This window comes from Streptomyces sp. NPDC059787, from assembly GCF_042732315.1.
GTDB lineage: Bacteria > Actinomycetota > Actinomycetes > Streptomycetales > Streptomycetaceae > Streptomyces > Streptomyces atrovirens.
In genome coordinates this window covers 108,361-133,944 of record NZ_JBHWHX010000013.1, presented here as the reverse complement: position 1 = coordinate 133,944, position 25,584 = coordinate 108,361, and the positions used below count along the sequence as shown (strand labels likewise).

Here is a 25,584-nt window from a genome sequence, read left to right as displayed (position 1 = left end):
CCTCCCCTGTTGAACCTCGCTGACTGTATGCGGTCCAACCGCTTCGCCGCCCCTCCTGTGCTGCTCCAAGACCAGTGATGAAGTGGAACGGGTTCGTCTGACGTCGCGTCCCGTGAGCAGAGCCGGTCACTGTTGTCGGCGGACCCGTTGTCAGTGGCCTGCGGCATGATGCGGGAAAGGTGACGGCCCGTCCGACAGAGGCTCCGAGGCCGTCGGCGACTGAGGGAGGGGTGCCGTGCGCAGGCCGGTCACGGGTGAGGTGCACGTCCACTACGGGCAGATCTACGTCGAAAGTGATCCGGACAACGCGACCCCGGCCCTCACCGAGGCGTTCGCAGGCCAGAGCGGAGGACTGTGCGGGGCGGCGGTCCCAGGCGCGCTCTGGCTGCACACCGGACTGCACACGGGCAACGTCGGTTTCACCGTGGAGGTCCACGACGAGGCCCCTCCACTGGACCCGGTCTGGGAGGACGTGGTGGAGGTGTCCTTCCGCCCGCTGTCGGAACGCACCAGCTTGGTGCAGTGGGCGGGCGAAGCCGCGTGGGATCTGGATCTCGCCCGGACCGACTACCGGGTGCGGTACTGCGCCCGGGGGATGGACGAGGGCCGGGAGCTTGACACCAGGGGGGACGGGGAGCCGCAGACGGACAGCTACCTCCTGCAGTTCTGGCCCGCGCCACCTTCCCCGGACCGCGTCATCCGCCAGACCTCACGGAACGCTGCGTACTGGCACCGTTGCGCGCGCGATCTTCCGCCGCCGCCCACACCCGAGGAGAGCGCCGAGACCGAACGCCTGGCCCGCCAAGTGGAGGAACGGGCCGAAGAGGAGCGGCGACTGCACCACGAGAAGTGGGTGTGGGGCGGACGGCTGCCGAGCGAAGGGCTGCGCGGTGTCCGCAGGAGCAACGTCCTCGGCCTGCTCCGCTTCGACAGCGACCTGGTGCACGCCCTCGACGCCGCGGGTCCCGACGTCCAGCGTGCGGTGGCGTTGCTGGCCGCCCGGCGGGCCTGCGAGGCAGCGGGCCTGACCGACGTGCCGTGGGTCGCCGAGGCGCTCACCGCATTGACGCAGAGACGTCCGCTGCCGTCGCCGTTCGACGACGGGGACCTGCTGTGGGAGACCCTGCGCTCCGACCCGCGCGTACCGGACCGGTCGGTGCTCGAGGCGATACCTCCGGAGCGCCCGCCGTACCGGCCGCCGACCCCTCCGGTGGAGGTGACAGCCGGGTGGACATGGGTCCCGGCCGCGGAGTCGGGCGATGACATACCAAGGCGGCCGGGCCTCGGCCGGGCACTGGGCAAGCTCATACCGGCGGCACCCGCCGACCGGAGCGCGACACCGGCCGCGGGCGTAAGGCACAGCACCGCCGTGGTGGTGCACCCCGCCGTCGCCCCGCGCAGCCCTCACCGGATCTCACAGCCGCACTTCGCCCTTCCCGCCGTACTCGCCGCCGCTGACCCCGCCCCGCTCAAGGCGGCACTGGACGCGGTGTGCCACGCGGTGCACACGTACGGCGAGCACTACCCGGAGCTGCTGGAGGAGATCAGGTCGGCGTGCGCCGGGAAGGCGGGGGAGTAGGCAGACCTCCCCGCGGTCGCTGCGGTGCCCAGGGAGACGTGATCAACGGGTGGTCCAGGTGAGGCCCGGGGAGCGGGGGAGCGGGGGAGTGCCGGCGGTGAGCGGAGCCGGAGCGGTACGGGCCCTGTCGGGCGCCCGGCCCCTCGCACCGGGGACGGCGGGCACCGTGCATGGGAGACTCGGCGGTCGACTCACCGAGCCAGAAGGGTCATGCGCCGTGTCGGACGCCGCACCACCGCCGGTCCACCTCGACAAGGTGCTGGAAGGACTCGCGGAGAACCCCGCGTTGCCGCCCGAGTTCATCCGCCGCCTCTTCGCCCACCACAAGAGCCATCGCAGCGTCGCCGGGCGCCCGGATCTGACCGACGGCATGATCGCCGAGATCATCGCCCTGGACGAGCACTGGCTCACGCACTCGCTCGCGCTCAACCGCAGCCTTCCGCACGCCTTCCGGATGACGCTCGCCGAGCACCCGGATCCGGCGATACGGGAGGCCGTGGTGGTCGGCGCGGACGGCGGCGCACCGCGCGAGTTGTTCGAGCGGCTGCTCGGCGACAGCGAGCCGCGGGTGCGGGAGTGGCTGGCGCAGAGCGATCGGATGCCGGAGGACCTGCGCGCCCGGCTGGCGGCCGACCCGGATCCGGAGGTACGGGCGACGCTCGCCCGGTGGTGGACGCAGGCGCCGGAAGCGGTGCGCCGGACTCTGCTGACGGATCCCGAGGACATGGTGCGGGCACGAGCCTGCGCGACCTACTACGCGCGGCTTCCCCATCCCGTACCGCCCGCCGACCTGCTCCCGGCTCTGTTGGCCGACCCGGTCACGCGCGCCGGGGCGGTACGCCACTGCACCCTCGACACCGACACGGCCCGCCGACTGGCCGACGACCCGACCCCCGAGGTGCGGGAGGAACTCGCCGGGCACCCCGACCTCCCACCGCTGCTGCGTGACGTCCTTGCCGAAGACCTCAACCCGCAGGTCGGACTCCGCGTCTTCGCACGCCGGGACACCCCTGAGCCGACCCGCGCCGCGATTCACGCACGGCTCCTGTCCGACGTGCCCCCACGGGACTGGCTCACCGATCTCCACACCGACCTGGACGACGACGCGCTCGAACAGCAGATCATGAGCGAGACGGCGCAGCTGCAGCTACGGACACTGCGCCTGCCGTGGGTGACCGCAGATCCCCTGCCGCACGTGGACCCGCCCTATGCCTGTTTCCGTGCCTCGGCCGCGATGTCCGACGACCTCCCCGCGCCGGTCGTGGCCCGGCTGCTCGACGACGAGGAGAGCAGCGTCCGTACGGCCATGGCCCTGCACGCCGGGGACCGGATCGACGCGGCCACCGCCGAACGCATCGACCGCACCTACCGCCCGGTGAAGAAGACCCGGTGGCGTCCGGCCGACGACCTCCCCCTCCCGACGGACGTCCTCCGGCGTCTGGCCACCGACCCCGACCCGAGGATGCGACAACTGGCCCCACGCGATCCCGACCTGCCGGTGGAACTCGTCCGCCGCCTGGCCGCCGATCCCGATCCCACCGTGCGCCACACGATCGCGACCCATCCCCGGCTTCCGGTCCGTGAGCTGACGCGGTTGCTGGCCGACCCGTCGGAACGGGTCGCGACCGCCGCAGCCGGCAACCCCGACCTGCCGCCCGAACACATGCGGCAGCTCCTCACCCTGGCAGGACTGTGAGACCGAGCTGAACCGGGTCGTCTGCCTTACGCGCGCCAGTGACCTGGTGTGGGTGCCGGCCTTCGAGCCGCACTCGCTGTCACGCGCCCGGCCGATCACCGTCCGTGGGCTCGGAGGCGGGCCCGCCCCGGTGGGAGGGACCGTCCGTGGTCAGGTGCGGCGGGCGGCCCAGACGGTGCGCTCGGTGCGTACCGTCAGGTCGTCGCGGCGCAGGATGCCGTGCGGGCTGCCGGCGTCGAGGAGCCGGTCGAGCGCGGTGAGGTCCTCGGGGGAGAGCCTGTCCGCGGTCGCGCTGCGGATGCGCTGCAGGACGCCGGTGGCGTAGCGGCCGATCGCTTCGTTGCGCGAGCCTTCGAGGTTCACGGCGATGGTGCGTTCGCCCTCGACGGTGAATCCGGCGGCGGTCAGCATCGGGCCCCAGTCGGTGCCGCGGTGGGGCAGGTGTTCGGCTTGGCGGCGGTCGGCCGCGGCGTGGACGCGTTCTTCCAGACCGGGCCGGTCCTCGGGGGCGTTCTCGGGCAGGAAGCGGGGGTGGCCGGTCAGTTCGACGACGGCGAGCATGCCGCCGGGTGCGAGCGTGTCGTGGACGTTGCGCAGGGCGCGGTCGGGACGGGCCATGTGGTGCATCGAGGCCGACGCCCAGACCAGGTCCGGTGAGCCGAGGTCGGGCCAGGCCGCTTCGTCGAGGTCGGCCCGCACCGTGCGCACGCGCTCCTGAACGCCGCGGGTGCACGCCTTGGTGCGCAGACGTCGCAGGTGTTCGGCGGAGGCGTCGACGGCGGTGACGTGCGCGTCGGGGAAGCGGTCGAGGAGGGCGAAGGTGCCCGCGCCCGTGCCGCAGCCCAGGTCCACGATGTGGTGGGGGGCGGTCCGCAGCGGCAGCCATGCGGTGATGGAGGCGGTGTACTCGGCGAGGACCTCGGCGTCCAGGTCGAGGATCTCCGCCTGGCCGTCCCTCGCGTGTTCGTGGTGGTGACCGTGGGGAGCGCCGTGGTGGGGGGCGTGGGTGGGTGCGTGGTTCATGCTCTTCACGCTAGGACGGGTATGCGTCTGCGGCATGAAGTATCCCGGTTTGCGCAAGACGATGGCCGAGGGGGTTGCCCGACGCGCAAGAGGTCACCTCCGGGGAGGGGGAGGCCGTCGCACGGCTTCACTGCCGCTCGGGAGCGCCCTGGGTGTCGTCGCTGTCGCTCTGGTGGCCGCGGCGGGCGTCGCGGTCGAAGATGCCCAGGATCTCGCAGGGTCCGCCGTCGGCGCCGATCGCGTGCGGCATCATCGTGGGGAACTCGGCGGCCTGATGGGTCTCGAGGCGGAAGCGGCGGTGGCCGAGCATGAGGATCGCCGTGCCGGACAGGACGACCAGCCATTCGCGCCCCGGATGGGCGCGCATGCGCGCCGGGTTCTCGGGGGGCGGTTCGGTCATGCGCTGGCGCACCACGCTCATCCCGGGGTCGGCCTTGACGGTCCAGCGCATCCGGCCGTGGGCGCCGTCGATCGTCGGGCTGGTGACGACGTCGTCGGCGGCGGTCTCCACCAGTTGGTCGAGCGTGGTGTCCAGGGCGCGGGCGAGGGTGACCAGCTGATCCAGTGCGAGGCGGCGTCGGCCGTTCTCGATACGGCTCAGTGAGGACTGGCTGAGGTGGGCGCGGGAGGCCAGTTCCTCCAGGGACCAGCCCTGCGCCACCCGCAGGGCGCGGATGCGTTTGCGTACGAGGCTGTCCAGATCCCCATCTTCTTGCGTCATGAGCAACATCGTATGCCTTCGAGGCAAGGTCGGCTTAGCGTCGTGTGCGGATGGTCCGTGGCGTTCGGGTCGGCGCCTCCGCCGCGGTCCTCGCCGCAGCCAGAGGCGGAACTCCCGCCCTCCGGCATCCGGCGCGGCACCGGCCGTCGTACGCCCCTGACGCGTGCGGCGGCCCGGGGTCCGCCCGCCCCCTTCACCCAGCGACCGGTCCTGCCCCGGCGCCGGCCCGGTATGCCCTTCTGAGAGGAACCAATGAGTACGAACCAGCCCGTACCGGCCGCGCAGGCCAGTGGCCGGGGTGCCCCCGACGCGCGTCAGTTGCGCATGATCCTGATCACCGTCTCCATCGCCCTGATGGCGGTCATCGCCTCGGTGACCGGGCTGAACGTCGCGCAGACCCACATGGCCGTGGAATTCGGCGCCTCCCAGAGCACGGTCCTGTGGATCATCAACATCTACACCCTCGCCCTGGCCGCGCTGCTGCTGCCGCTCGGTGCCCTGGGCGACCGCCTGGGCCGCAAGCCCGTGCTCCTCGCGGGCCTGGGGGTCTTCGGCATCGCCACCGTGGTCGCCGGCCTGGCCCCGACCGCCGAAGTGATGCTCGCCGCCCGCGTGGCCGGAGGCATCGGCGCCGCCATGATCATGCCGATCACGCTCTCCGTCATCACCTCCACCTTCCCCGAGGAGCGGCGCGGCAAGGCGATCGGTGTGTGGACCGGGGTCGCCGGGGGCGGCGGGATCCTGGGCATGTTCCTCTCCGCGCTCCTCGTCGACGTCGCCGACTGGCGCTGGCTGTTCGTCCTGCCGGCGGTCCTGGTCCTCGTGGCCCTGGCCATGACCTCGACGTCGGTTCCCGACTCCCGCGAGACCTCGGCCCACCGGTTCGACACCGTCGGCGCCCTGCTCTCCGTGATCGCCGTGACCGGCCTCATCTTCGTGCTGCAGGAAGGCCCCGAACGCGGCTGGACCGCGCCCGCGACGCTGACCGGCCTGACAGCCGGCCTCGTCGCCGCGGTCGGGTTCGTGGCCTGGGAGCTGCACCGCCGCGACGCCTCCCTGCTGGACGTGCGGCTGTTCCGGCAGCGCGGACTGTCGGGCGGCTCGATCACGCTGCTGGTGGTCTTCGGTGTCCAGGCGGGCATCGGAGTGGTCCTCTTCCCGTTCTTCCAGGCCGTACTCGGCTGGTCGGGACTGCTGTCCACGGTCGCGATGATGCCCATGGCCGTCGCGATGATGACGGCCTCCGGCCTGGCCCCCAGGCTGGCCGCGGGGATCGGCGCCCGCTCGACCATGGTGGTGGGCATCGCACTGGCCGGAGCCGGCATGGCGCTCATGGCGCTCCTCGTCTCCGTCGGCGGCGGATACCCGTCCGTCCTGCCCGGCCTGCTCGCCATGGGCGTCGGCATGGGCCTGTCGATGACCCCGTCCACGGAGGCCGTCACCGCCTCCCTGCCGCGCGGGAAGCAGGGTGTCGCCTCCGCCCTCAACGACGTCACCCGCGAGTTCGGCACCGCACTCGGCGTCGCCCTGCTCGGCGCGCTCGTGTCCGCCGGCTACCGCGACGCCATCGATGACAGGCTGCACGGCATCCCCCAGGGCGCCGCGGACACCGCCCGGGAAGGCGTCGCCAACGCCGTCGAGGTGGCGGGCGGCACCGGACCGCACGCACCGGACCTGCTCCACGCGGCGCGGCAGTCCTTCGTCGACGGCTGGCAGCAGGCCATGTGGGCGGGCGCCCTCCTCATGGGCGCCCTGCTCGTCCACATCGCCCTCCGCGGCCCCGGGAACACACCCTCCGCGGTCGCGGGCGGGACGGACCCGGCTGAGGCCGTCTCCGCCGGCTGACCGCACGGGAGCCGGGCCGCGGCGGGCGGACCGCTCCGCGGGCACCGCGTTCGCCTGCCGCTCACGGGGGCCGGTGAGCCGCCGAAGCCGGGCCGCCCCCGTCCGGGACCGGAAGCGTCGGTCGGCTCCCGGTGGAAGCAGGTCGCTTTCGGGCAGCATGTTCGACGAGTGTTGAATAAACGACACGTGTTGAATAAGTTGGGGGCATGAGGCACATCGAAGTGTGGGCGGACGTGGTCTGCGCCTGGGCGTACATCGGCAAGCGGCGGTTGGCGCGGGCGCTCGAGGGATGGGACGGCGAGCCCGTCGAGGTGGTGTGGCGGCCGTTCCGGATCGACCCGATGGCACCGGCGCGGGCGCAGCCGCTGGAGGAGGTGCTGCGGGACCCCGTGGTGGACGCGGCGTTGCAGGGGTGCGCGCCCGGGATGAGCGCGGCCGAGAACCGGGTCAGGGTCTCGGAGATCGCGGCCGCCGAGGGGCTGGGCTCCCGTTGGGGAGCGGCGTGGCGGGCCTCGAGCCATGACGCGCACCGGCTCGTCGCCCTGGCGTACGAGCAGGGCGGGGCCGCCCTCCAGGACACCGTGCTGGAGGGTGTGTTGCGGGCCCACTTCGTGGAGCGGCGGGACATCAGCCGGACGGAGACGCTCCAGGAGGTCGCCTCCGCCGCCGGGTTCTCCGAGGGCGCCCGGCTGCTGGGCGGGGGCGGGGCCGAGGAGTACGTACGGGAGGCCCTGCTGCGGGGCAAGGCGATCGGGGTGACGACCTCGCCGACCCTGGTGATCGGCGGGGAGGCGCTGGCCGGGGCGCACGCGCCCGAGGTGATCGCGCGGTTCGTGGCGCGGGCCGTGGCCGAGCCGCGGCGCGAGCTGCCGGCCGAGGTCGAGCGGCTGCGGCTGGCCGAGGCGCTGCTCGACAAGGGCGATCCGCTGGGCTGTCTGACGCTGCTGGGCCCGCTGCTGGCGGAGCACCCCGAGGAGCGGAGCGTACGGATGCTGGCCGCGCGTGCCCACTACCACTCGGCGCAGCTGTCGCGGGCGCGGAGCGGGCTGGAGAGGCTGGTGGCGGAGAACCCGGACGACGCGTACGCCCGGCTGCTGCTGGGCCGGACCCTGGAGCGGCGGGGGGAGGGGGAGGAGGCGGCGTCGCATCTGCGGATCGCCGCCGCGATGAACCCCGAGTACGGGAAGGCCGGGTGAGCGGCGCACGTCTGCGGCGTCGTGTGTGAGTGCGGGAAAGGGCCCGGGCCGCTTCGGGCGGTCCGGGCCCCGTGCGTGGTCAGAGGCGTTCGATGACGGTGACGTTGGCCTGGCCGCCGCCTTCGCACATGGTCTGCAGGCCGTAGCGGCCGCCGGTGCGTTCCAGGTGGTGCAGCATCGTGGTCATCAGCCGGGCGCCGGTGGCGCCGAGGGGGTGGCCGAGGGCGATCGCGCCGCCGACGGGGTTGACCCGCTCGGGCGCGATGGCGATCTCGCGCTGCCAGGCCAGGACGACGGGGGCGAAGGCCTCGTTGATCTCGACGGCGTCGATGTCGTCCTCGGTGAGGCCGGCGTCCGCGAGTGCCTTGCGGGTGGCGGGGATCGGGGCGCTGAGCATCATGATCGGGTCGTCGCCCAGGACGGTCATCCGGTGGATGCGGGCCCGGGGGGTCAGGCCGTGCTCGCGCAGCGCCTCCTCGGAGGCGATGAGCAGGGCGGCCGCGCCGTCGGAGATCTGGGAGGCGGTGGCGGCGGTGATTCGGCCGGCGGGGTCCAGGGTCTTCAGCTGCGCCATCGACTCGAGCGTGGTGTCGCGGCGGGGCCCCTCGTCGGCCGCGAGGGCGTGCTCGCCGTCGTCGTAGGGCTCGATCTCGCGCTCGAACCAGCCGGAGTCGACCGCGTGGGCGGCCCTGCGGTGACTGGTCAGGGCGAACTCCTCCATCTCCTCGCGGGAGATGTCCCAGTGGCGGGCCATCAGCTCGGCGGCGTGGAACTGGCTGACGGTCCGGTCGCCGTACCGCTTGCGCCAGCCGCGGGAGCCCGAGTACGGGTCGGGGTGGCCGAACTGGTCGCCGACGAGGGCGGCGGCGGTGAGCGGGATCTGCGACATGTTCTGCACGCCGCCGGCGACGACGAGTCCGGACAGGCCGCTCATGACCGCCTGGGCGGCGAAGTGCACGGCCTGCTGGGAGGAGCCGCACTGGCGGTCGATGGTGACGCCCGGCACGTTCTCCGGCAGCCCCGCGGCCAGCCAGCTGGTGCGGGCGATGTCCCCGGACTGCGAGCCGAGCTGGTCGAGGCAGCCGAAGACGACGTCGTCGACGGCGGCGGGGTCGACGCCCGTGCGGTCCATCAGGGCGTTCAGGACGTGGGCGCCGAGGTCCGCGGAGTGGACGCCCGAGAGTCCGCCCTTGCGGCGGCCGACCGGGGTGCGCACCGCGTCGACGATGTAGGCCTGGGATATCGCGCTCATCTCAACCGTGTTCCTTGTCAGGGGGGATGGGTGGACTGCGGGGTGTGCGCACGGCCTGGTTCGGCCGGCTCCTTCCCGACTGTACGACACGTGTCGCTTAACAGACAGGTGTTGCATTCATGTCGTGTGTTGTGGAACCGTGGTCCCATGCCGAACACCTCGAACACCCGGGGCGCCTCACGCGACCCCCGCGCCCGGCGGACCAGGGCGCTGCTGCGCTCCGCGGTCCTGGACCTCTCGATGGAGAAGGACCTGGACGGCATCACCATGAGCGACATCGCCGAGCGCGCGGAGGTGAACCGGGCCACGGTCTACCTGCACTACAAGGACCGTGAGGACCTGCTCCTCGACGCCACCGAGTCGACGATGGACGGTGTGGTCGAGGCGGCCCGCGCCTGCCGGCTGATCGCGGACACCCATGTGCTGTCCGACACCGCTCCGGTGCACCTGATCAGCCTGTTCACACAGGTCGACAAGCACCGCGCCGTCTACCGCCGGATGCTCGGCGAGGACGGCAGCCCGCGTTTCGCCGCCCGCCTCGAACGGCTCCTGGCGCAGGCCTGGTTCGAGCAGCTGCTGACCGAGACCCCGCCGGACGCGTTCGACGAGACGGCACTGCTGGTGCGCGCGCACTTCCTCAGCGGGGCCGTGCTGGCGGTCATCGGCCGGTGGGCCCGCGGCGAGTTCGACGGCGAGGGCGAGAACGGCATGGGCGTGACCGAGGTCGCCGATCTGACCTGGGCGCTGGTACGAGGCCGGGGATGACCATGACACAGACGCAGGCGGCGGCCACGGTGACCGGCCCGGCGCGGACGTCGGTGCTCGTGGTGCTCGAGAACGAGCTGGTGCGCTGCGGTGTCACCACCCTGCTGCGCACCGTCCCCTCGGTCCGGGACGTCTGGGCGTGCAGCGGTCCGGTCGCGGCCCGCGAACTGCTCGCCGAGCACCGGCCCGACATCGTGGTCTGCCACGGCAGCGGGGGACCGGCGCCGGGGCTGATCCGGGAGGCCGAGGCCGTCGAGGCACGCGTATTGCTTCTCCTGGAGGACCTGCGGCTCGAGTCCATCGACGAAGAGGTCATGCTCTCCTCCCACGGTTTCCTGATGCAGTCCGACCTGACGGCCGGCAACCTCCACGAGGCCGTCGTGCGCCTGGAGCGCGGCGAGATGCCGCTGCCCGCGGGCCTGGCACGGTCCCTGATGGTGCGGGTGCGCGGAGCCGGGCCGGTGGGAACCTCACGCAAGATCTCCCTCACCCCCCGCGAGCAGCAGGTGCTCTCGCTGCTCGCCCAGGGCATGAGCAACAAGCAGATCGCCCGACGGCTCACCATCTCCGAGCACGGGGTCAAGCGGCACGTCACCAACCTGCTCGCCAAGCTGAACTCCCCCAACCGCACACTGGCCGTGGCGCTCGCCCTCCAGGAGGGCCTGGTCTGAGCCCGCGACCGCGGGCAGCGCCAGAGCGGCCACGTGGCGGGGGCCGACGGCCAGGGGGGTGGTGCGCCAACGGGGGACGGGTGCCCCCGCGACGGACCAGCGGTGCGGGTCGGCAGGGTCGGCCCTCACCCGGCGCAACCCGCCCGCCAGGCCCGTGCCGAGTCCCTTGAGCACCGCCTCCTTGCACGTCCAGCGGGCGAGCAGGGCCGGCCGGGCCGCCGGACCGGCCAGCCGCGACCAGCGGGCGAGGTCCGCCGGGTCGAGGACCCGGGCGGCCAGCTCCCGCTCCCCGCGCACCGGGCGGACACGCTCGACGTCCAGGCCCAGCGGGCCCCCGGCCGAACAGCCCGCCAGGACGGCGCCCCCGGTGTGGGACAGGCTCAGCCGCAGCCAGGGAGCGGCGGGTACCACCGGCCGGCCGACGGCGTCCCGCGCCACGTGCAGCCGGCGCGGTGCCACGTCCAGGACCCGGGCCACGCCGAGGCGCAGCAGGGCGTGGGCGGTGACGTACGGGGAGCGCGCCTCGCGCGGCATCCCGGCGTACCGGTCGCGCTCGGCGGGGGTGAGCAGGTCCAGCAGGGCCTCCTCCTGCGCCGCGGGGCGGTCGGTGCGGGCCGACCAGACACGGACGCCGAGGGCCGGGGTGCCGTCAGATCGGGCCAAGGCGCACCGCCCCGTCCAGCCGGATGACCTCGCCGTTGAGCATCGGGTTGTCGATGATGTGCGCGACCAGTGAGGCGAACTCCTCGGACCGGCCCAGCCGGACGGGGTGCGGGGTCTGCGCGGCGAGCGAGGCGCGGGCCTCGTCGGCGAGCCCCGCGACCATCGGCGTGTCGAACAGCCCCGGAGCCACGGTCACCACGCGGATGCCGTGCCGGGCCAGGTCCCGGGCCAGCGGCAGGGTCATGCCGGCCACCGCCGCCTTCGAGGCGGTGTAGGCGACCTGGCCCTCCTGGCCTTCGTACGCGGCGATCGAGGAGGTGCACACCACCACTCCGCGGTCGCCGTCCACCGCCTCGTTGTCCGCCATCACCCGGGCCGCCTGGCGGACCACGTCGAAGGTGCCCAGGAGGTTCACCCGGACCACCTCCGCGAAGGTCTCCAGCGGCAGCGGGCCGCGCCTGCCCAGGGTGCGGCCGGGCACCGCGACCCCCGCGCAGCTCACCACGGCGCCGAGCCGGCCCAGCGAGGCCGCGGTGTCGACGGCGCGGGCCACGTCCTCGGTGCGGGTGATGTCGCCGGGGACGAACACAGCCCGGTCGCCGAGGTCGGCGGTGATCTTCTCGGCGCGTTCACGGGCGCGGCCCGTGAAGACCACCCGGCAGCCCTCGGCGGCCAGCCGCCGGACGGCCGCCCGCCCCAGCCCCGAGGTGCCTCCGGTGACCAGCGCGATGCTGTCGTGCATGTTCATGGTGGTACCTCCCCTCAGCACCCGTGCCAGACGGGCGGGCGGCGCTCGGCGAAGGCGGTCATGCCCTCCCGCGCGTCCCGGCTCGCCAGCAGTCGGGCGCTCAACTCGGCGTTGACCCGCCACAGTTCGTCCTCGGACGTCCCCCCGGACGCGGCCCGCACCAGGCGCTTGGCCGCCTGGAGGGAGAGCGGCGCGTGCGCGGCGACGCGCTCCGCCAGCTCCAGGGCCGCGCGCAGGGCGTGGCCGGGCGGGGCGAGACGGTTGACCAGGTGCCACTGACGGGCGGTGGCCGCGGAAACCGGCTCGCCGGTGAGCGCGGCCTCCATGGCGGCGCGTACGGGCACCAGCCGGGGCAGCCGGATCAGTCCGCCGGCCCCGGCCAACAGGCCCCGGGTCACCTCGGGCAGTCCGAACCGGGCGTCCTCGGCGGCGACCACCAGGTCACAGGCGAGGGCGATCTCCAGGCCGCCGCCCAGCGCGGCGCCCTCGACGGCGGCGATCAGCGGGGTGCGCACCGGGTGGTGGACGATGCCGGCGAAGCCCCACTCCTCGTGGTCCGGGTCGTGTACGACGCCGCCGGCGGCCAGCGCCTTCAGGTCGGCGCCGGCGCAGAAGACCGGCCCGGCGCCGGTGAGCACGCCCACCCGCAGTGCCGGGTCGCGGTCCAGCTCGGTCAGGGCGGCACCGAGGGCGGCCGCGAGCGCCGAGTCGACCGCGTTGCGGACCGCGGGGCGGTCCAGGGTCAGCACGGCGACGTGGCCCCGGCGCTCGAACCGTACGAGCGGCGCGGGGGTGCCGGGCACGCCCGGGACGTCGGGCGTGCCTGGGGTGTCGGCGGTGCCAAGGGCGCCGGGGGCGTCGGGCATGCTCGGGATATCGGCGGTGCCGGGGGCGCTGGGAAAGGCGGGCGTGCCCGGAACATCGGGAGTACCCGGTACGGCGGTGGCGCCGGGGACGGCAGGCGTGCCCGGGACGGTGGGGGTGGTCATGCGGCGCCTCCGGACCAGGCATGTGCCGTGCCCGCCGGGGCGAAGCGGGGGCTGCGGCGGGCGTGGAAGGCGGCGAGGCCCTCCATGGCGTCGGCGGTGGCCGCGGCCGCGCTGAGCGTGGTGGACTCGTCCTCCAGGTGCTCGGCCAGCGAGCGTGCGAACGAGGCCCGCAGCAGCCGCTTGGTCTGCCCGTACGCCCGGGTGGGGCCGGCCGCGATCTCCTGGGCGAGCTGTACGGCCCGCTTGTGCAGCAGACCGGCCGGCACCGTCTCGGTGGACAGACCCCAGGACTGGGCGTCCTCCGCGCTGAGGACCTGGCCCAGCAGCGTGATGTGCTGGGCGCGGCGCAGTCCGACGAGCCGGGGCAGCAGATGGCTGGTCGAGGCGTCCGGGGTCAGGCCCAGGGCACCGTACGCGGAGCGGTAGGTGGTTCCCTCGGCGGTCAGCAGGACGTCGGCCAGACAGGCCAGGCCCAGGCCGGCGCCCGCCACGTGGCCCTGGGCGGCGACGACCAGCGGGGCGGGCATGGCGGCGAGCCGGGACAGGGCCGCGTGCAGATAGCTGGTGACCTCCATCAGGTGGCTGGGCAGGTCGCCCGCCTGCTCGAAGGAGGTGAGGTCGCCGCCGACGCAGAAGTGGTCGCCCGCGCCGGTCAGCAGGACGCAGCCGCTGGTGGCGGTGGGCTCCAGCAGGGTGGCGCGCAGCAACTCCTGCGCGAGCCCGAGGTCGATGGCGTTGCGCCGCTCCGGGCGCGCCAGGCGCAGGTGGGTGACGCCGTTCTCCCAGGTGACCTGGATGCGGCGGAACCGGGCCGCGGGGTCGGTGGTCATCGGGCTCCTGTCGTGGCCGGGCCGGTGTCGGCGGTGGCGCGGTAGTCGTGGAAGCCGCGCCCGCTCTTGCGCCCGTGGTGGCCGGCCGCGACGAGCTCCCCGAGCAGGGCGGGGGCCTCGAAGGCCGGGTTGCCGGTGGCGCGGTGCAGGGCGGCCGCCACGTCGTGGAACACGTCGATCCCGCTGAGGTCCACGGAGGCGAGCGGCCCCATGGGGTGGCCGAAGCCCAGCCGGCAGGCCCGGTCGAGGTCGGCGGGGCTGCAGGTGCCGTCCTCGACCATCCGGACCGCCTCCAGGATCAGCACGGTCAGCAGCCGGGTGGTGATGAAGCCGGGGGTGTCGCGCTCGACCAGCACGCTCTCCTTGCCGATCTCGGTGGCGAAGGCCCGGGCGAGGGCGAGGACGTGCTCCGAGGTGGCGGGGCCGCGGACGATCTCGCACAGCCGCATCATCGGGACCGGCGAGAAGAAGTGGGTGCCCACGACGCGTTCGGGGCGGGTGGTGGCCCGGGCGATCGCGCCGATGGGGATGCCGGAGGTGTTGCTGGCCAGCAGGGCCGCGTCCGCGCAGAGCGCGTCGAGCCGGGCGAACACCTCCTGTTTGACGGCCAGGTCCTCGGCGACCGACTCGACGACCAGGGCCGCGCCGGCGCAGTCCTCCAGGCGGGTGGTGGGCCGGACGCGGTCCAGGACCTCGGAGGGGTCGGCGGGCACCGGCAGGCCGGGGGCCGCGCCCCTGCGGGCCAGCCGGCGCAGTGAGTCCTCGATGGCGGCGCGGGCGCGGTCCAGGGACTCCCGGGTGCGGCTGTAGAGCACCACCGGGCGGCCGGCGGCGGCCGCGACCTGGGCCAGGCCGGCGCCCATGGTGCCGGCGCCGACGACCGCGATCGGGCCGGCCGGTACCTGGGGGGCCGCGACCGGATCGGCCGGCACCCGCGGGGCCGCGGCCGGGCGGGGGGCCTCGACGGTCACGGCCGCTGCCCGAAGTCGTCGGCGCCGGTCCAGCGGATCAGTGTGCCGCCGTGGCTCATGCCCGCGCCGAAGGAGACGATGACGACGTTGTCCCCGGGGGCGACGCGGCCGGTGTCCATGGCCTCGCGCAGGACCAGCGGTACGCCGGCGCCCGAGGTGTTGCCGTACTCCTGGACGTTGGTCATGGTCTTCTCGGCGGGCAGGCCCAGCTTCTCCATCAGCAGGTGGATCAGGTGGTAGTTGGCCTGGTGGAAGACGATGAGGTCGATGTCGTCCACGGTGATGCCGTTGGTCTTGGCCAGCTCCTCCACGAAGCCGGGGACCCGCTCGAGGGCGAAGTCGCGCACTCCGCGGCCATACATGTGGGCGAAGTTGTCGCCGAAGGCGGACTGCTTGGGGGTGCCGTCGTCCCAGGTGCGCTTCTCGCGCTTGACGTAGGCGGTGGTGTAGGCGGACGGGTCGCTGCGCAGCACGGCGGAGGAGACGCCCTTGCCGGCCTCGACGGGTTCGAGGAGGTAGCAGGCCGCGCCGTCGCCGAAGATGACGCCGACGGTGCGGTCCTCAGGGTCGAAGGTCTTGGTGCTGACGTCGGCGAGGACGACGGCGACCCGCCGGTAGGCGCCGGAGGCCACGTACTTGGCGCCGACGTCCAGGGCCCAGGTGCCGCCGGGGCAGCCGCCGGTGTTGACGTCGAAGCCGGGCACGTCCTGGATGCCGGCCTTGCCCATGATGGCCACGGCGGTGGCCGGGATGAGGTTGTCGGGGGTGTACGTGCCGCAGATGACCAGGTCGACGGAGTGGGGGCTGACCCCGGCGCGCTCGCACGCGTCGAGCAGGGCCTTGGCTCCCAGGTCGGAGGACCACTCCTCGGGGGCCGACCAGCGGCGGGTCCGTACGCCGATGAACTCGCTGATCCACGCGTCGGTGGTGTCCAGCCGCTGTTCGAGGTCGGCGTTGGTCACGACCCGCTCGGGCAGGTGGCCGCCGATCGCCCGGATGCCCACGCCCCGGGGCCTGTCGTATGCGATGGGTTCCATGGGGCCGAGTCTTTCCGCCGCCCCGGAGGGCGGGAAGGCTCCTTCCGACTGGCCCATCGCCACCCCCACCGGGGCCGGTGGCTGCCCTGCCCGTATGGGCAGGGCGGGTGGCGGCCACGTTCGGCGGCACCGGACGTGGGCCTCGAACGCACCGTCCTTGCTGGACTTTCGCGTCTTCTTCCGGCGAGGCGCGGCTGCCTATGGTTCCGCGGACCTGGGAGGCGCCCCCTCGGACCGGCGTCTCCTTTTCTTCCGGGAGAGAGCAGAAATGCCCATGACCGTCGCCAGTACCACGGAGAGCCCCGCCCTCTCCCGCACCGACACCGGTGGCCTGCGCGTTCCGGTGGGAATCGTCGGCACCGGCTGCCACGTGCCCTCGCGGGTGGTTCCCAACGCGGAACTCGTCGCGACGCTGGACACCACCGACGCGTGGATCAGGAGCCGCACCGGTATCGGTGAGCGGCGCTGGCTGGAGGAGGGACGGACCACCTCCGACATGTGCGTGGCCGCCGCTCGGGAGGCGCTGGAGCGCAGCGGCCGGTCGGCCGCGGACCTCGACGCGGTGATCGTCGCGACGTTCACCTACGACCAGCCGCTGCCGTCGACCGCGCTGATCGTGAAGGAGGCCCTCGGCGCGACGCGGGCGTTCCCGCTGGACCTCAGCCAGGCGGCCTGCGCGGGCGGGGTGTACGGCATGCTGACCGCGGCCCACCTGCTGCAGAACGACCGGATCCACAATGTGCTGGTGATCGGCGCGGAGTGCCTGTCGCGGGTCACCGACCCCGAGGACCGCTCGACGCGGGTGTTCTTCGGCGACGCCGCGGGCGCCGTGGTGATGAGCCGGACCGAGCCGGGCTTCGGGCTGCTGTCCTGGGACCTGGACGCCTCGCTGTCGTACGCGGTGGAGATCCCGGCGGGCGGGGCGAGCCGGCCCACGACCGAGGAGACCGTCGCGGCGCGCGGCCAGTTCCTGAAGATGGACGGGCGCACGGTGTGGACGGAGGCCACCAAGCGGCTGCCGGAGAGCATCCTGACCGCCCTGGGCCGGGCGGGCCTGCGGCCGGGCGACGTGGACCACTACATGCTGCACCAGGCGAACCTGAACATCGTCCACGAGGCGATGGACGCCCTCGGGGTGGACCGCTCGCGGGCCGGCATCAGCGTGGACCGGTACGGCAACACGGGCGCGGCCACCGTCTTCACGGTGCTGCACCAGGCCATGGAGGCGGGCCGGGTGGCCCCGGGGGAGCTGGTGGTGGTCTCGGCCATCGGAGCCGGGTTCATCTGGGGCACCCTCTGCCTGCGGGCGGGGTGAGCGCGGGTGTACGCCGTCGTGGCCGAGCGCTCCGTGCCCGGGGACCCGCTCGCGGGGCTGCGCACCGGGCCGTGGCCCGAGCCGCGGCCCCCGGAGGGCTGGGCCACGGTCGAGGTACGGGCCGCCGCCCTGAACCACCACGACCTGTGGACGCTGCGCGGGGTGGCGGTGCTGCCCGGGCAGTTGCCGGTCGTCCTCGGCAGTGACGCCGCGGGCGTCGACGAGGACGGCCGCGAGGTGATCGTCTATCCGGTGATCGGGGATGCGCTGGCCGGAGGCGGGGACGAGACCCTCGACCCGGCGGTGGAGTTCCTCTCCGTGCAGCGGCCCGGCACGCTCGCGCAACGGGTGTCGGTGCCGCGCCGCTGCCTGGTCCCCAAGCCGGCCGAGCTGAGTTTCGCCGAGGCGGCCTGTCTCCCGGGCGCCTGGCTGACGGCCTACCGGATGCTGTTCGAGAAGGCCGGGGTCGAGCCGGGCGGCGTGGTGCTGGTGCAGGGCGCGGGCGGCGGTGTCGGCACGGCCGCGGTGTCTCTGGGCAGCACCGCGGGGCTGCGGGTGTGGGCGGTGAGCCGGTCCGCGGAGAAGCGGCGCCGGCTGGCCGGGCTGGGCGCGGAGCGGGTGATGGCGCCGGGCGAGCGGCTGCCGCACAAGGTGGACGCGGTGATCGACACCGTGGGCGAGGCCACGTACGCGGCCTCGTTGAAGGCGTTGCGCGCGGGTGGGCGGCTGGTGCTCTCCGGGGCGACCACGGGGGGCCTGCCGCCCGCCGATCTGGGGCGGATCTTCGCCAACCAGCTGTCGGTGGTGGGCTCGACCATGGGGACGGCCGACCAGCTGGCGCGGCTGGCCGCGTTCTGTGTGCGCACCGGTGTACGGCCGGTGGTGGACCGGGTGCTGCCGCTGTCGCGGGTGCGGGAGGGACTGGCGGCGATGGACGCGGGCGAGCTGTTCGGCAAGGTCGTGCTGGTGCCCTGAGCCCGGTTGCCCGGTACGACGACTCCGGCCCGGCCCCTCCGTCCAGGAGGGGCCGGGCCGAAGCGTCGCCGCCGCTGACGGGGGATTCAGGCGGCGGCGGGCTCTTCCACCGGGGCGTCGGCGGCGGGCGCCGGCACGGTGCGCGGCAGGAGCAGCGCGGGCAGCAGGGTGACGGCGGTCAGGCCGAACACCCACCAGAAGGAGGTGCCGAAGGCGTCGGACACCGGGGCGCCGGAGGTCTTGCCGTCGGTCAGGCCGTTCTGCAGGACGACGGCGACCGCGGCCGTGCCCACCGAACCGCCCAGCCGCTGGAAGATGTTCATGGCGCTGGAGGCGCGGGGCATCGCGGCGGGGGCCAGTGAGCGGTAGGCGGCCGCGAGGCTGGGCAGGGTCACCACGCCGACGCCGATGCCGCGGGCCACCATGGCGGCGGCGAGCAGGCCCTGACTGGTGCCGTCGTCGACGAGGGCGAAGGGCAGGGTGCCCAGCAGGGTGATCAGGACGCCGGCGAGGGCCAGGGGGCCCGCGCCCGCCCTGTCGGTGGCCTTGCCGACCACGGCCATGGCGATGACGTAGCCGACGCCCTGCGGGGCGAGCATCAGTCCGGCCTCGAGGACGGTGGCGCCGCGGTCCAGCTGGAAGTACAGGGGGAGCAGGAACATCGCGCCGAACACACCGGCGTTCAGGGTGAACTGGGTGACGACGGCGGCGGAGAAGCCGCGGTCCGCGAACAGCCGCAGGTCGATCAGCGGGGTGCCGGGGGTGCGCAGGGCGTGCACGGCGAAGCCGGCCAGCAGGGCCGCGCCGGCCAGGGTCCAGGGCAGGCTCCCGGCGTCGGTGAAGCCGCCGCCGCCGGCCTCGGCCAGGCCGTACAGGAGCAGGGCGAGGCCGGGGGAGAGGAGCAGCAGGCCGAGGGTGTCCAGCCGGCGGTCGGTCCGCGGGCGGTCGGCGGGGAGCTTGATCCAGGCGAGCACGATGGCGGCCAGGCCGATCGGGATGTTGATGAAGAAGATCCAGCGCCAGTTCAGCTCGTCGACGAAGTACCCCCCGACGACCGGGCCGATGATCGGGGCGAGCATGGCGGGCACGGACACCACGGCCATCACCCTGCCGAGCCGGGCCGGGCCCGCGGCGCCGGCGAGCATGGCCTGCGCCATCGGCATCACCATGCCGCCGCCGAGGCCCTGGACCACGCGGAAGACCACCAGGCTCTCCACGGACCAGGCGAGGCCGGAGAGGACCGACCCGGCGAGGAAGAGGACCTGGGCGGCCAGCCACATCCGCTTGGCGCCGAAGCGCTCCATGGCCCAGCCGGCGAGCGGGACGACGAGGGAGAGGGCCAGCAGGTAGCCGGTGACGCTCCACTGGACCGCGTCGAGCGGGGCGTCCAGCTCGCGGGTGAGGGTCTCGACGGCGACGTTGACGATCGTGCCGTCGAGCAGGGTGGTCACGGCGCCCAGGACCAGGACGCCGCACAGCCACCACAACGAGCCGTCGATGCGGGCGTCCTGCTCCGCGACGGTGGGCGCGGGCGTGGGTCGGTTCATGGCAGGGGTCCCCTCCGGAAACACGGCGGGGCAGAAACTTGGACTACCCCGTCTAGATTTGAATAGTAGACTAGGCCGTCCAGAAATCAAGTCGTGGACGCCCCAGGAGGAACAGCAGTGGTGAACACCCGGGAGACGGCCCGGCCCCGCCCGCGCCGCACGCACGGCGGACGGGACCGCAGGGCGCAGATCCTCCAGGCGGCGGCCGAGGTGTTCGTCCGCGACGGCTTCGCGCGGGCGAGCATCGACACCATCGCCGCCGAGGCGAAGGTGGCCAAGCAGACCCTCTACAACCACTTCGGTGACCGTGACTCCCTCGTGGCCGAAGTGGTGTCGGCGGCGATGGACCCGCTGGCCGGCCAGTTCGACACACTGGTGCGCGAGACCATCGCCGCCCACGACGGCACCGACCTGCCGGCGCAGTTCCGGGACTTCGGCCGGCGCTGGGTGCGGCTGATGCTGGGCGACACCGCCGCGCTGCGCCGGCGGATCCTGGCGGAGGCCCCGTTGGAGGAGTCCCTGCGCCGGGTCCTGCACGGCCTCGACCGGGACGCGGGCATCCGTGCCGTGGCCGAGCAGCTCGCGCTGCTCGGCCGGGCCGGCCACCTGGACGTCGACGACACCGAGGCGGCGGCCCGGCAGCTGCGGGCCCTGCTGATCGGTGAGGCCCAGCTGGAGTCGACGCTCGGTCAGGTCCCGCTGGACGAGGCCGGCATCGACACGGTGGTGGAGCGGGGCATCGGCATGTTCATGCGGGCGTACGGTCCGCGCTGACGGCGTCCGGTGACCCCTCGGCTCCCTCGGCGACCGCCGGGGCGGCGGAGCGGGGACGCAGCCGCCGCATCAGCGGGACCTCGATCCAGCGGTACGCCGCCCAGGCCACCAGCACGCACAGCGCGAGGCAGCCCAGCCCCACCGGGCCCACCAGCCAGGACGGCAGGGCCGCCTCCTCGTCGGGCAGCACCCCCGTGGCGGCCAGCGCCGGGCGCAGCGCGCCCGAGACGACCGCGAGGAGCAGCAGCTGGAAGACGTACAGGCAGTACGAGATCTCGCCGAGGAACCGCATCACCCGCCCGCGCAGCGGTGACCAGGTGCCGCGCACGTCCGCCGTCGCCAGGGCGGCGATCAGCAGGACGAAGGGCAGGAAGGTGCCCGCCTGGTGCTGCAGGCGCGGCGGCAGCTCCTGGTTGACCAGCCAGCCGGCCAGACAGATCAGCAGGGCGAACGGCACACCGGGACCACGCCACTGGCCGCGCCGCACCAGCAGGGCGGCGCACACGCCGGCGGCGAACTCCAGTGCGCGGAAGGCCGGCAGGACGTAGGTGAACCAGTACGGGAAGGGACCGCCGACCGGGCCGGTGGAGATGATCTCCTCGGCCGGGTAGGGCAGGTCCACCAGCTCGCCCAGGGTGTACGGCAGTACGAAGGCCCCCGCCACGGCCGCCGCCACGGTGGCGTACAGCGCGCTCGCGGGCAGCCGCCGCAGGGCTATGAAGAGCAGCGGCAGGATCGCGTAGAAGAACGCCTCGCAGCTCAGCGACCAGGTCACCGGATTGAGGCCGAAGTACAGGGACTGGTCGGGGGTCCAGGACTGCAGCAGTGTCAGGTGCAGCACCACGTTGGTGCCCGACGGGGTCTGTCCCATACCGGCGAACATGACGAAGGCCAGCACGGTCGAGACGAAGTAGACCGGGTAGATCTTCGCGAACCGCCGCCGCCAGAACCGGCCCACGGTGTCGGTCTCCGGACAGTACGTCCAGGCCAGGACGAAGCCGCTGAGGATGAAGAAGCAGCTCACCCCGATGGTGCCGGTGCCGAAGAACCAGTGCAGCACCGTGTCGGCGGGGCCGGTGTCGTCCGACCCCACTCTGCTGCCCAGTCTCAGCGCGGCCAGGTGCTCACCGAACACCAGCAGCGCCGCCCACCAGCGCAGGCCCGTCAGCGACTCCAGCCGGGAGCCGCGGCCGGCCAGCAGGTTCAGTTCGCCGGCACCGGGACGCTCCTGGCGGGCGAGCTTCGCGAAGGCGCCGGCGGCACGGCGGGGACGGCCGGCGCGTGCCGGGGACGCGGGGCTGAGGGGACTCATCTGACCTCCGAGGGGGAACACCGGGCCCGCTCCGGGACCGGCGGGGCTGGACAGGGGTCGGGGCCGGGGGCGGCTCAGTGGGATCCGGTGCCGGCCGGCTCGGGCACCGGCAGGGCGGGCGCGGCCACCCCGGCGTCGGTGAACGCCTTCTGGAAGGCGCCGACGGCCTGGGCGACGAACTCGGACCTGTGCTCCCGCACCCACGCGGCGGAGGTCTCGAAGCCCTCCAGCGAGCCGTCGAACCGCGGTACGACGAAACGCGCCAGGCGCTCGAAGGAGGCCCGGGTGTTCTCCCGGGACGCCCAGTCGGCGCCGGCGACCAGCAGGGTGCCGAAGCCTCCGCTGCTCTCGTACAGCTCCTCGACGCCCGCGGCGACCTCGTCCGGCGAGCCGACGATCGCGGCACCGTTCTCCACCAGGTACTCGATCTCCCGGCCCGGTTCGATGCCGAGCGCGTCGACCGGCAGACCGACGATGTCGCCCCAGTAGCCGCGCAGCCAGGCCGCGGCGCCCTCGCGCAGCTCCTCCAGGGCCCGCTCGCGGGACTCGCCGACGTACACGTTGACCACCAGGCGCCAGTCGGCGCGGTCGACGGTGCGGCCCGCGGCCGCGGCGGCCTCCTCGGCGTACCGCCACTGGCGGCGCAGGTCGGGGGCGGTGCCGCCGGGGCGCGGCGAGGCGAAGGACAGCGGGCTCAGACCGTGCCGGCCGGCCAGCTGCATGCTGTGCGGGGAGGCGGCGCTGGAGATGGCCACCTCGATGCCGCCGGGGCGGTAGGGGCGGTGCTGCAGGCGCGCGTCGCGCAGCGTGAACCAGTCGGTGGCGCGGTTGACCGGGCCCTCACCGGCGAGGAGTTCGAGGACGGCCTCCAGCGACTCGCCGGTCATCCGGCGCTGCTCGGAGGGGTGGACGCCCAGCATGTGGGCGTCGCCGGGCGCCGAGCCCGCACCGACGCCGAGCATCACGCGGCCGCGGGTCTGGTGGTCGAGCTGGACGATCCGCGAGGCCACGTGGAAGGGGTGGTGGTAGGGCAGGCTGGTGACGCCGGTGCCCAGGCGGATGCGGCGGGTGCGCTCGGCGGCCGCCGCGAGGAACACCTCGGGCGAGGAGACGGTGCCCCAGCCGCCGGAGTGGTGCTCGCCCACCCACGCCTCCGCCAGGTCGAGTTCGTCCAGCCACCGCACGAGGTCCAGATCGCGCCAGAACTGGAGGGTGGGGCTCTCGCCGTGCGGGTGCAGGGGCGAGAGGAACGCGCCGAAGCCGATCTGCGGCCGGGTCATACGGAGGTCTCCTCGGGAGTCGGGGCGGAAGGGGCGGCCGCGCGGGCCGGGGCGCCGGCGGGGTCGCCCACCAGGCGCTGCCAGATACGGGCGCCGCGCTCGGCCAGGGTCGGATGGCCGGCGAAGACCAGCGCGAGGGCGGCCCGGGCCGCCTCGGGGGTGTCGACCCGGCTGCTGCGCTCCGTACCGCCGTCGGAGGTCTCGATCAGCACGTCGTTGACGAGCGTGGCCTTGCCGGTGCCGGTCACCCGGGAGCACATCAGCGTGCGGGGGATGGGCGAGCCGGTGCCGGGGGTCAGGTAGAGGTCGAGGATGGTGGCGAAGTGCTCGCCGCCGCGCGGCTCGAGGGTGAACCGGTGGATCGGGGACCACCGGCCGCCGGCTCCCGCGCGCTGGGCGACGTGGTCGTCGCCGTCCCGGTCGCGCAGCACCCGGAAGCGCCAGCCGTGCTCGGTGCACTCGCTGCCGTCCAGCCTCAGCGGCGTCACGGCGGTCAGCTGGGAGTACGCGACGTCGACGAGGTGTGCGACGCCCTCGATCCGGACCACCAGGATCATGTGGTCGCCGGTGTCGGTGTACGCGCGGTCCTGCGGCAGCCAGGGGCGGGAGGCGTGCGTGGTCACCTCGAAGCCGAGGTCGCCGAGAAGGGCGGCGAAGAGGTTGTTGACCTCCATGCAGGCCCCGCCGAGATGGCGGACCACGACCTTCTCGTACACGCTGGCCGCGTCGATGCCGGGGACGAGGCCGTCGGGCCCGTCGAGCAGTTCGAAGGGCACGGCCCGCACATGGGCCCGGCACAGCGCGGTCAGCACCCCGAGGGTCGGCTCGAGCGGACCGTCGTACCCGATGCGGGCGAGGTACGAACGCCGCTGCTGGTCGGTCAGGTTCACGGGCGGGCCCCGGTGCCGGCGGACACGACGGCCGGAAGGGACGGCACGCCCTCGGGGACGGCCGCGACGAACGCGGCACGCAGCTCGCTCTGGCCCAGGGCCAGCGGGGCGAAGTCCGGCAGGTGGCCGGCGCCCCCGCCCGCGTCCCCTCCGGCGGCCCGGCCCGCACGCGCCGCGAGGGCGTCGAGGTGCGCCTCCTGCATGTCCTGGAAGGCCTCGGTGAAGGGCCGGCGCAGCGCCTCGAAGCGGTGCAGGGCCGCGGTGTCGCCCGCGGTCATGGCCTCGTCGGCGGCGCTCGCCACGCAGGCCGCGTCCTGGAGGGAGAGGTTCAGCCCCTGGCCGCCGTAGACGTGCACGCCGTGGGCGCTGTCGCCGACCAGGACGACGTTGCCGTCGGTCCAGCGCTCGGGGCGCACGATGTGGTGCAGGAACTCACGGACCTGGGAGCGGTCGGTGGTGTGCTCGCGGATCCAGTCGGCGGCCTGCGGCGCGGCCCGCGCGTAGCGCTCGGCGAGTGCTTCGAGCGGACCGTCGACGGCCTCGCCGGCGGTGTCCGGGTCGGTGATCCAGGCGAACAGCAGGGTCTCGTCGGCGATCGGGGTGCCCAGCACGTAGCCGTCGGCGGTGAAGGCGGCGCGCATCACCGGCCCCCAGGACCCGGGCAGCGGCAGGCGCAGCTCGGTGTAGCCGCGCTTGAAGGCGCGGGCCGGGGCGCCGATGCCGGCCATCTCCCGGACCGCCGAGCGCTTGCCGTCGCAGCCCACGATCAGCGACGGGTACAGGGTGCGCACGCCCCGGGCGTCCTCGAGCTCGAGGCCGCGCACCCCGGGCGCGGCCCCCTCGCGCCGCACCAGGGCGCGCACCGTGGCGCCGTACACCAGCTCGGTGCCGGGGAGGGCGCGGACGGCGGCGGCGAGCACGTCGCGCAGCCGGACGATCGAGGTGGGCAGGGCGTGGGCGACGGGTGCGCCGGGCAGGTCGGCGTAGGCGTACGAGGCGACGGTGGCACCGCCCGCGGCGACCTCGCCGTGGGTGACCGGGGTGGTGTTCGCGGCCAGTTCGGGCAGCAGGCCGAGACGGTCGAGGATGCCCAGGGTGGCGGGCTGCAGGATCGGGCAGATCCCGTTGCCGGGACCGCCGGGGACGGGCTCCTCCTCGCGCTCGATCAGCAGGACCCGGCGGCCCCGCAGACCCAGCAGCAGGCCGAGCAGCAGGCCCGCGGGCCCGGCGCCCACGATGGCGACCTCGGGGTCGGCGGGACCGGCCGGCCGCGGGAGGGGGCCGTGCTCGGTGCCGGACGGTTCAGACATGGGTGCTCTCCACCTCACGGGGCCTGCTCGGCGCAGGCACGGACAGTTGATCGGCGAGCTTGGGGTAGCCGCCCGCCCAGAACAGCAGCGGCTGGGCCGGGGGGGGGCGGGGGGGGGCGGGGACCCCCCCCCCGCCGACGGGGGGGTGGGCCCCCCCGGGGGGGGGGGCCCCCCCGCCCCCCCAAAACCCCCCCC

Annotated in this window: 22 protein-coding genes and 1 pseudogene; 9 read left to right on the top strand and 14 right to left on the bottom strand. The window is 74.1% G+C overall.

Annotated elements, in window-relative coordinates; translation table 11 throughout:
* Positions 1–235: 235 nt before the first annotated feature.
* On the top strand, positions 236–1,579 hold the full coding sequence (locus tag ACFV5H_RS15355; protein ID WP_385195066.1) for a hypothetical protein: 1,344 nt from the start codon (positions 236–238) through the stop codon (positions 1,577–1,579).
* Positions 1,580–1,796: 217 nt separating this feature from the next.
* Entirely contained in the window at positions 1,797–3,275 is a 1,479-nt protein-coding gene (locus ACFV5H_RS15350; RefSeq protein ID WP_385195063.1) for a hypothetical protein, read from the top strand.
* 150 nt (positions 3,276–3,425) lie between these two features.
* Here the strand turns inward: ACFV5H_RS15350 and ACFV5H_RS15345 are convergent, their stop codons facing one another.
* The gene (locus ACFV5H_RS15345; RefSeq protein WP_385195061.1) at positions 3,426–4,298 is read right to left on the bottom strand and encodes a class I SAM-dependent methyltransferase; all 873 of its coding nucleotides are present in this window, start codon (positions 4,296–4,298) and stop codon (positions 3,426–3,428) included.
* A gap of 127 nt (positions 4,299–4,425) precedes the next feature.
* Positions 4,426–5,019, bottom strand: coding sequence for a helix-turn-helix domain-containing protein (locus ACFV5H_RS15340; protein ID WP_385058349.1), 594 nt, complete (start codon positions 5,017–5,019; stop codon positions 4,426–4,428).
* Positions 5,020–5,271: 252 nt separating this feature from the next.
* Here ACFV5H_RS15340 and ACFV5H_RS15335 point away from each other — a divergent pair, with 252 nt between their 5' ends.
* Complete coding sequence (locus ACFV5H_RS15335; protein WP_385195058.1) at positions 5,272–6,864, top strand: MFS transporter; 1,593 nt, start codon at positions 5,272–5,274, stop codon at positions 6,862–6,864.
* Positions 6,865–7,070: 206 nt separating this feature from the next.
* On the top strand, positions 7,071–8,060 hold the full coding sequence (locus ACFV5H_RS15330) for a DsbA family protein (protein WP_385195056.1): 990 nt from the start codon (positions 7,071–7,073) through the stop codon (positions 8,058–8,060).
* Positions 8,061–8,139: 79 nt separating this feature from the next.
* On the opposite strand, the gene ACFV5H_RS15325 is transcribed toward ACFV5H_RS15330, so the two are convergent.
* Positions 8,140–9,303 (bottom strand): acetyl-CoA C-acetyltransferase, encoded by a 1,164-nt coding sequence (locus tag ACFV5H_RS15325; protein WP_385058369.1) that lies wholly within the window; start codon positions 9,301–9,303, stop codon positions 8,140–8,142.
* Positions 9,304–9,459: 156 nt separating this feature from the next.
* Between ACFV5H_RS15325 and ACFV5H_RS15320 the strand changes: the two genes are divergently transcribed.
* Both ACFV5H_RS15320 and ACFV5H_RS15315 read left to right on the top strand, forming a co-directional pair.
* The gene (locus tag ACFV5H_RS15320; protein ID WP_385058353.1) at positions 9,460–10,077 is read left to right on the top strand and encodes a TetR/AcrR family transcriptional regulator; all 618 of its coding nucleotides are present in this window, start codon (positions 9,460–9,462) and stop codon (positions 10,075–10,077) included.
* Between the two features lie 2 nt (positions 10,078–10,079).
* Positions 10,080–10,748, top strand: coding sequence for a response regulator transcription factor (locus ACFV5H_RS15315; RefSeq protein ID WP_385195054.1), 669 nt, complete (start codon positions 10,080–10,082; stop codon positions 10,746–10,748).
* Positions 10,749–10,847: 99 nt separating this feature from the next.
* Here the strand turns inward: ACFV5H_RS15315 and ACFV5H_RS15310 are convergent.
* The 6 genes and pseudogenes from ACFV5H_RS15310 to ACFV5H_RS15285 form a co-directional block, all read right to left on the bottom strand.
* Positions 10,848–11,282 (bottom strand): annotated as a pseudogene (locus tag ACFV5H_RS15310) (4'-phosphopantetheinyl transferase family protein); the annotation flags it as partial.
* A 115-nt stretch (positions 11,283–11,397) separates the two neighbouring features.
* Positions 11,398–12,159 carry an SDR family NAD(P)-dependent oxidoreductase gene (locus tag ACFV5H_RS15305; protein ID WP_385195052.1) on the bottom strand — a complete coding sequence of 254 codons (762 nt, stop codon included), beginning with the start codon at positions 12,157–12,159 and terminating at the stop codon, positions 11,398–11,400.
* A 14-nt stretch (positions 12,160–12,173) separates the two neighbouring features.
* On the bottom strand, positions 12,174–13,148 hold the full coding sequence (locus ACFV5H_RS15300; protein ID WP_385195049.1) for a crotonase/enoyl-CoA hydratase family protein: 975 nt from the start codon (positions 13,146–13,148) through the stop codon (positions 12,174–12,176).
* Positions 13,145–13,978 carry an enoyl-CoA hydratase/isomerase family protein gene (locus ACFV5H_RS15295; RefSeq protein ID WP_385058359.1) on the bottom strand — a complete coding sequence of 278 codons (834 nt, stop codon included), beginning with the start codon at positions 13,976–13,978 and terminating at the stop codon, positions 13,145–13,147. The genes ACFV5H_RS15300 and ACFV5H_RS15295 overlap by 4 nt, the downstream gene beginning before the upstream one ends.
* On the bottom strand, positions 13,975–14,949 hold the full coding sequence (locus ACFV5H_RS15290) for a 3-hydroxyacyl-CoA dehydrogenase family protein (protein WP_385195047.1): 975 nt from the start codon (positions 14,947–14,949) through the stop codon (positions 13,975–13,977). Before ACFV5H_RS15290 ends, ACFV5H_RS15295 begins: the two co-directional genes overlap by 4 nt.
* Positions 14,946–15,986, bottom strand: coding sequence for a 3-oxoacyl-ACP synthase III family protein (locus tag ACFV5H_RS15285; RefSeq protein ID WP_385195044.1), 1,041 nt, complete (start codon positions 15,984–15,986; stop codon positions 14,946–14,948). Before ACFV5H_RS15285 ends, ACFV5H_RS15290 begins: the two co-directional genes overlap by 4 nt.
* 274 nt (positions 15,987–16,260) lie before the next feature.
* Here ACFV5H_RS15285 and ACFV5H_RS15280 point away from each other — a divergent pair, with 274 nt between their 5' ends.
* Together ACFV5H_RS15280 and ACFV5H_RS15275 are read left to right on the top strand one after the other, a co-directional pair.
* The gene (locus tag ACFV5H_RS15280) at positions 16,261–17,301 is read left to right on the top strand and encodes a 3-oxoacyl-ACP synthase III family protein (RefSeq protein WP_385058365.1); all 1,041 of its coding nucleotides are present in this window, start codon (positions 16,261–16,263) and stop codon (positions 17,299–17,301) included.
* Positions 17,302–17,307: 6 nt separating this feature from the next.
* The gene (locus tag ACFV5H_RS15275) at positions 17,308–18,276 is read left to right on the top strand and encodes a zinc-binding dehydrogenase (RefSeq protein WP_385195042.1); all 969 of its coding nucleotides are present in this window, start codon (positions 17,308–17,310) and stop codon (positions 18,274–18,276) included.
* Positions 18,277–18,362: 86 nt separating this feature from the next.
* Here the strand turns inward: ACFV5H_RS15275 and ACFV5H_RS15270 are convergent, their stop codons facing one another.
* Positions 18,363–19,823 (bottom strand): MDR family MFS transporter, encoded by a 1,461-nt coding sequence (locus tag ACFV5H_RS15270; RefSeq protein ID WP_385195039.1) that lies wholly within the window; start codon positions 19,821–19,823, stop codon positions 18,363–18,365.
* 117 nt (positions 19,824–19,940) lie between these two features.
* On the opposite strand from ACFV5H_RS15270, the gene ACFV5H_RS15265 reads away from it, so the two are divergent.
* Positions 19,941–20,597, top strand: a complete 657-nt coding sequence (locus ACFV5H_RS15265; protein WP_385195036.1) for a TetR/AcrR family transcriptional regulator — start codon at positions 19,941–19,943, stop codon at positions 20,595–20,597.
* On the opposite strand, the gene ACFV5H_RS15260 is transcribed toward ACFV5H_RS15265, so the two are convergent.
* The 4 genes from ACFV5H_RS15260 to ACFV5H_RS15245 all read right to left on the bottom strand — a co-directional run bounded on the left by ACFV5H_RS15260 (position 20,572) and on the right by ACFV5H_RS15245 (position 25,389).
* Positions 20,572–21,909 carry an acyltransferase family protein gene (locus tag ACFV5H_RS15260; protein WP_385195034.1) on the bottom strand — a complete coding sequence of 446 codons (1,338 nt, stop codon included), beginning with the start codon at positions 21,907–21,909 and terminating at the stop codon, positions 20,572–20,574. The two genes, ACFV5H_RS15265 and ACFV5H_RS15260, sit on opposite strands and share 26 nt — an antisense overlap.
* Before the next feature lie 74 nt (positions 21,910–21,983).
* Positions 21,984–23,189: an LLM class flavin-dependent oxidoreductase gene (locus ACFV5H_RS15255; protein ID WP_385059499.1), complete on the bottom strand. Its 1,206-nt coding sequence runs from the start codon at positions 23,187–23,189 to the stop codon at positions 21,984–21,986.
* A complete protein-coding gene (locus ACFV5H_RS15250) occupies positions 23,186–24,079 on the bottom strand; it encodes an arylamine N-acetyltransferase (RefSeq protein WP_385059497.1) in 894 nt (297 codons plus the stop codon). The genes ACFV5H_RS15255 and ACFV5H_RS15250 overlap by 4 nt, the downstream gene beginning before the upstream one ends.
* A complete protein-coding gene (locus ACFV5H_RS15245) occupies positions 24,076–25,389 on the bottom strand; it encodes an FAD-dependent oxidoreductase (RefSeq protein ID WP_385195031.1) in 1,314 nt (437 codons plus the stop codon). The genes ACFV5H_RS15250 and ACFV5H_RS15245 overlap by 4 nt, the downstream gene beginning before the upstream one ends.
* Positions 25,390–25,584: the final 195 nt, after the last annotated feature.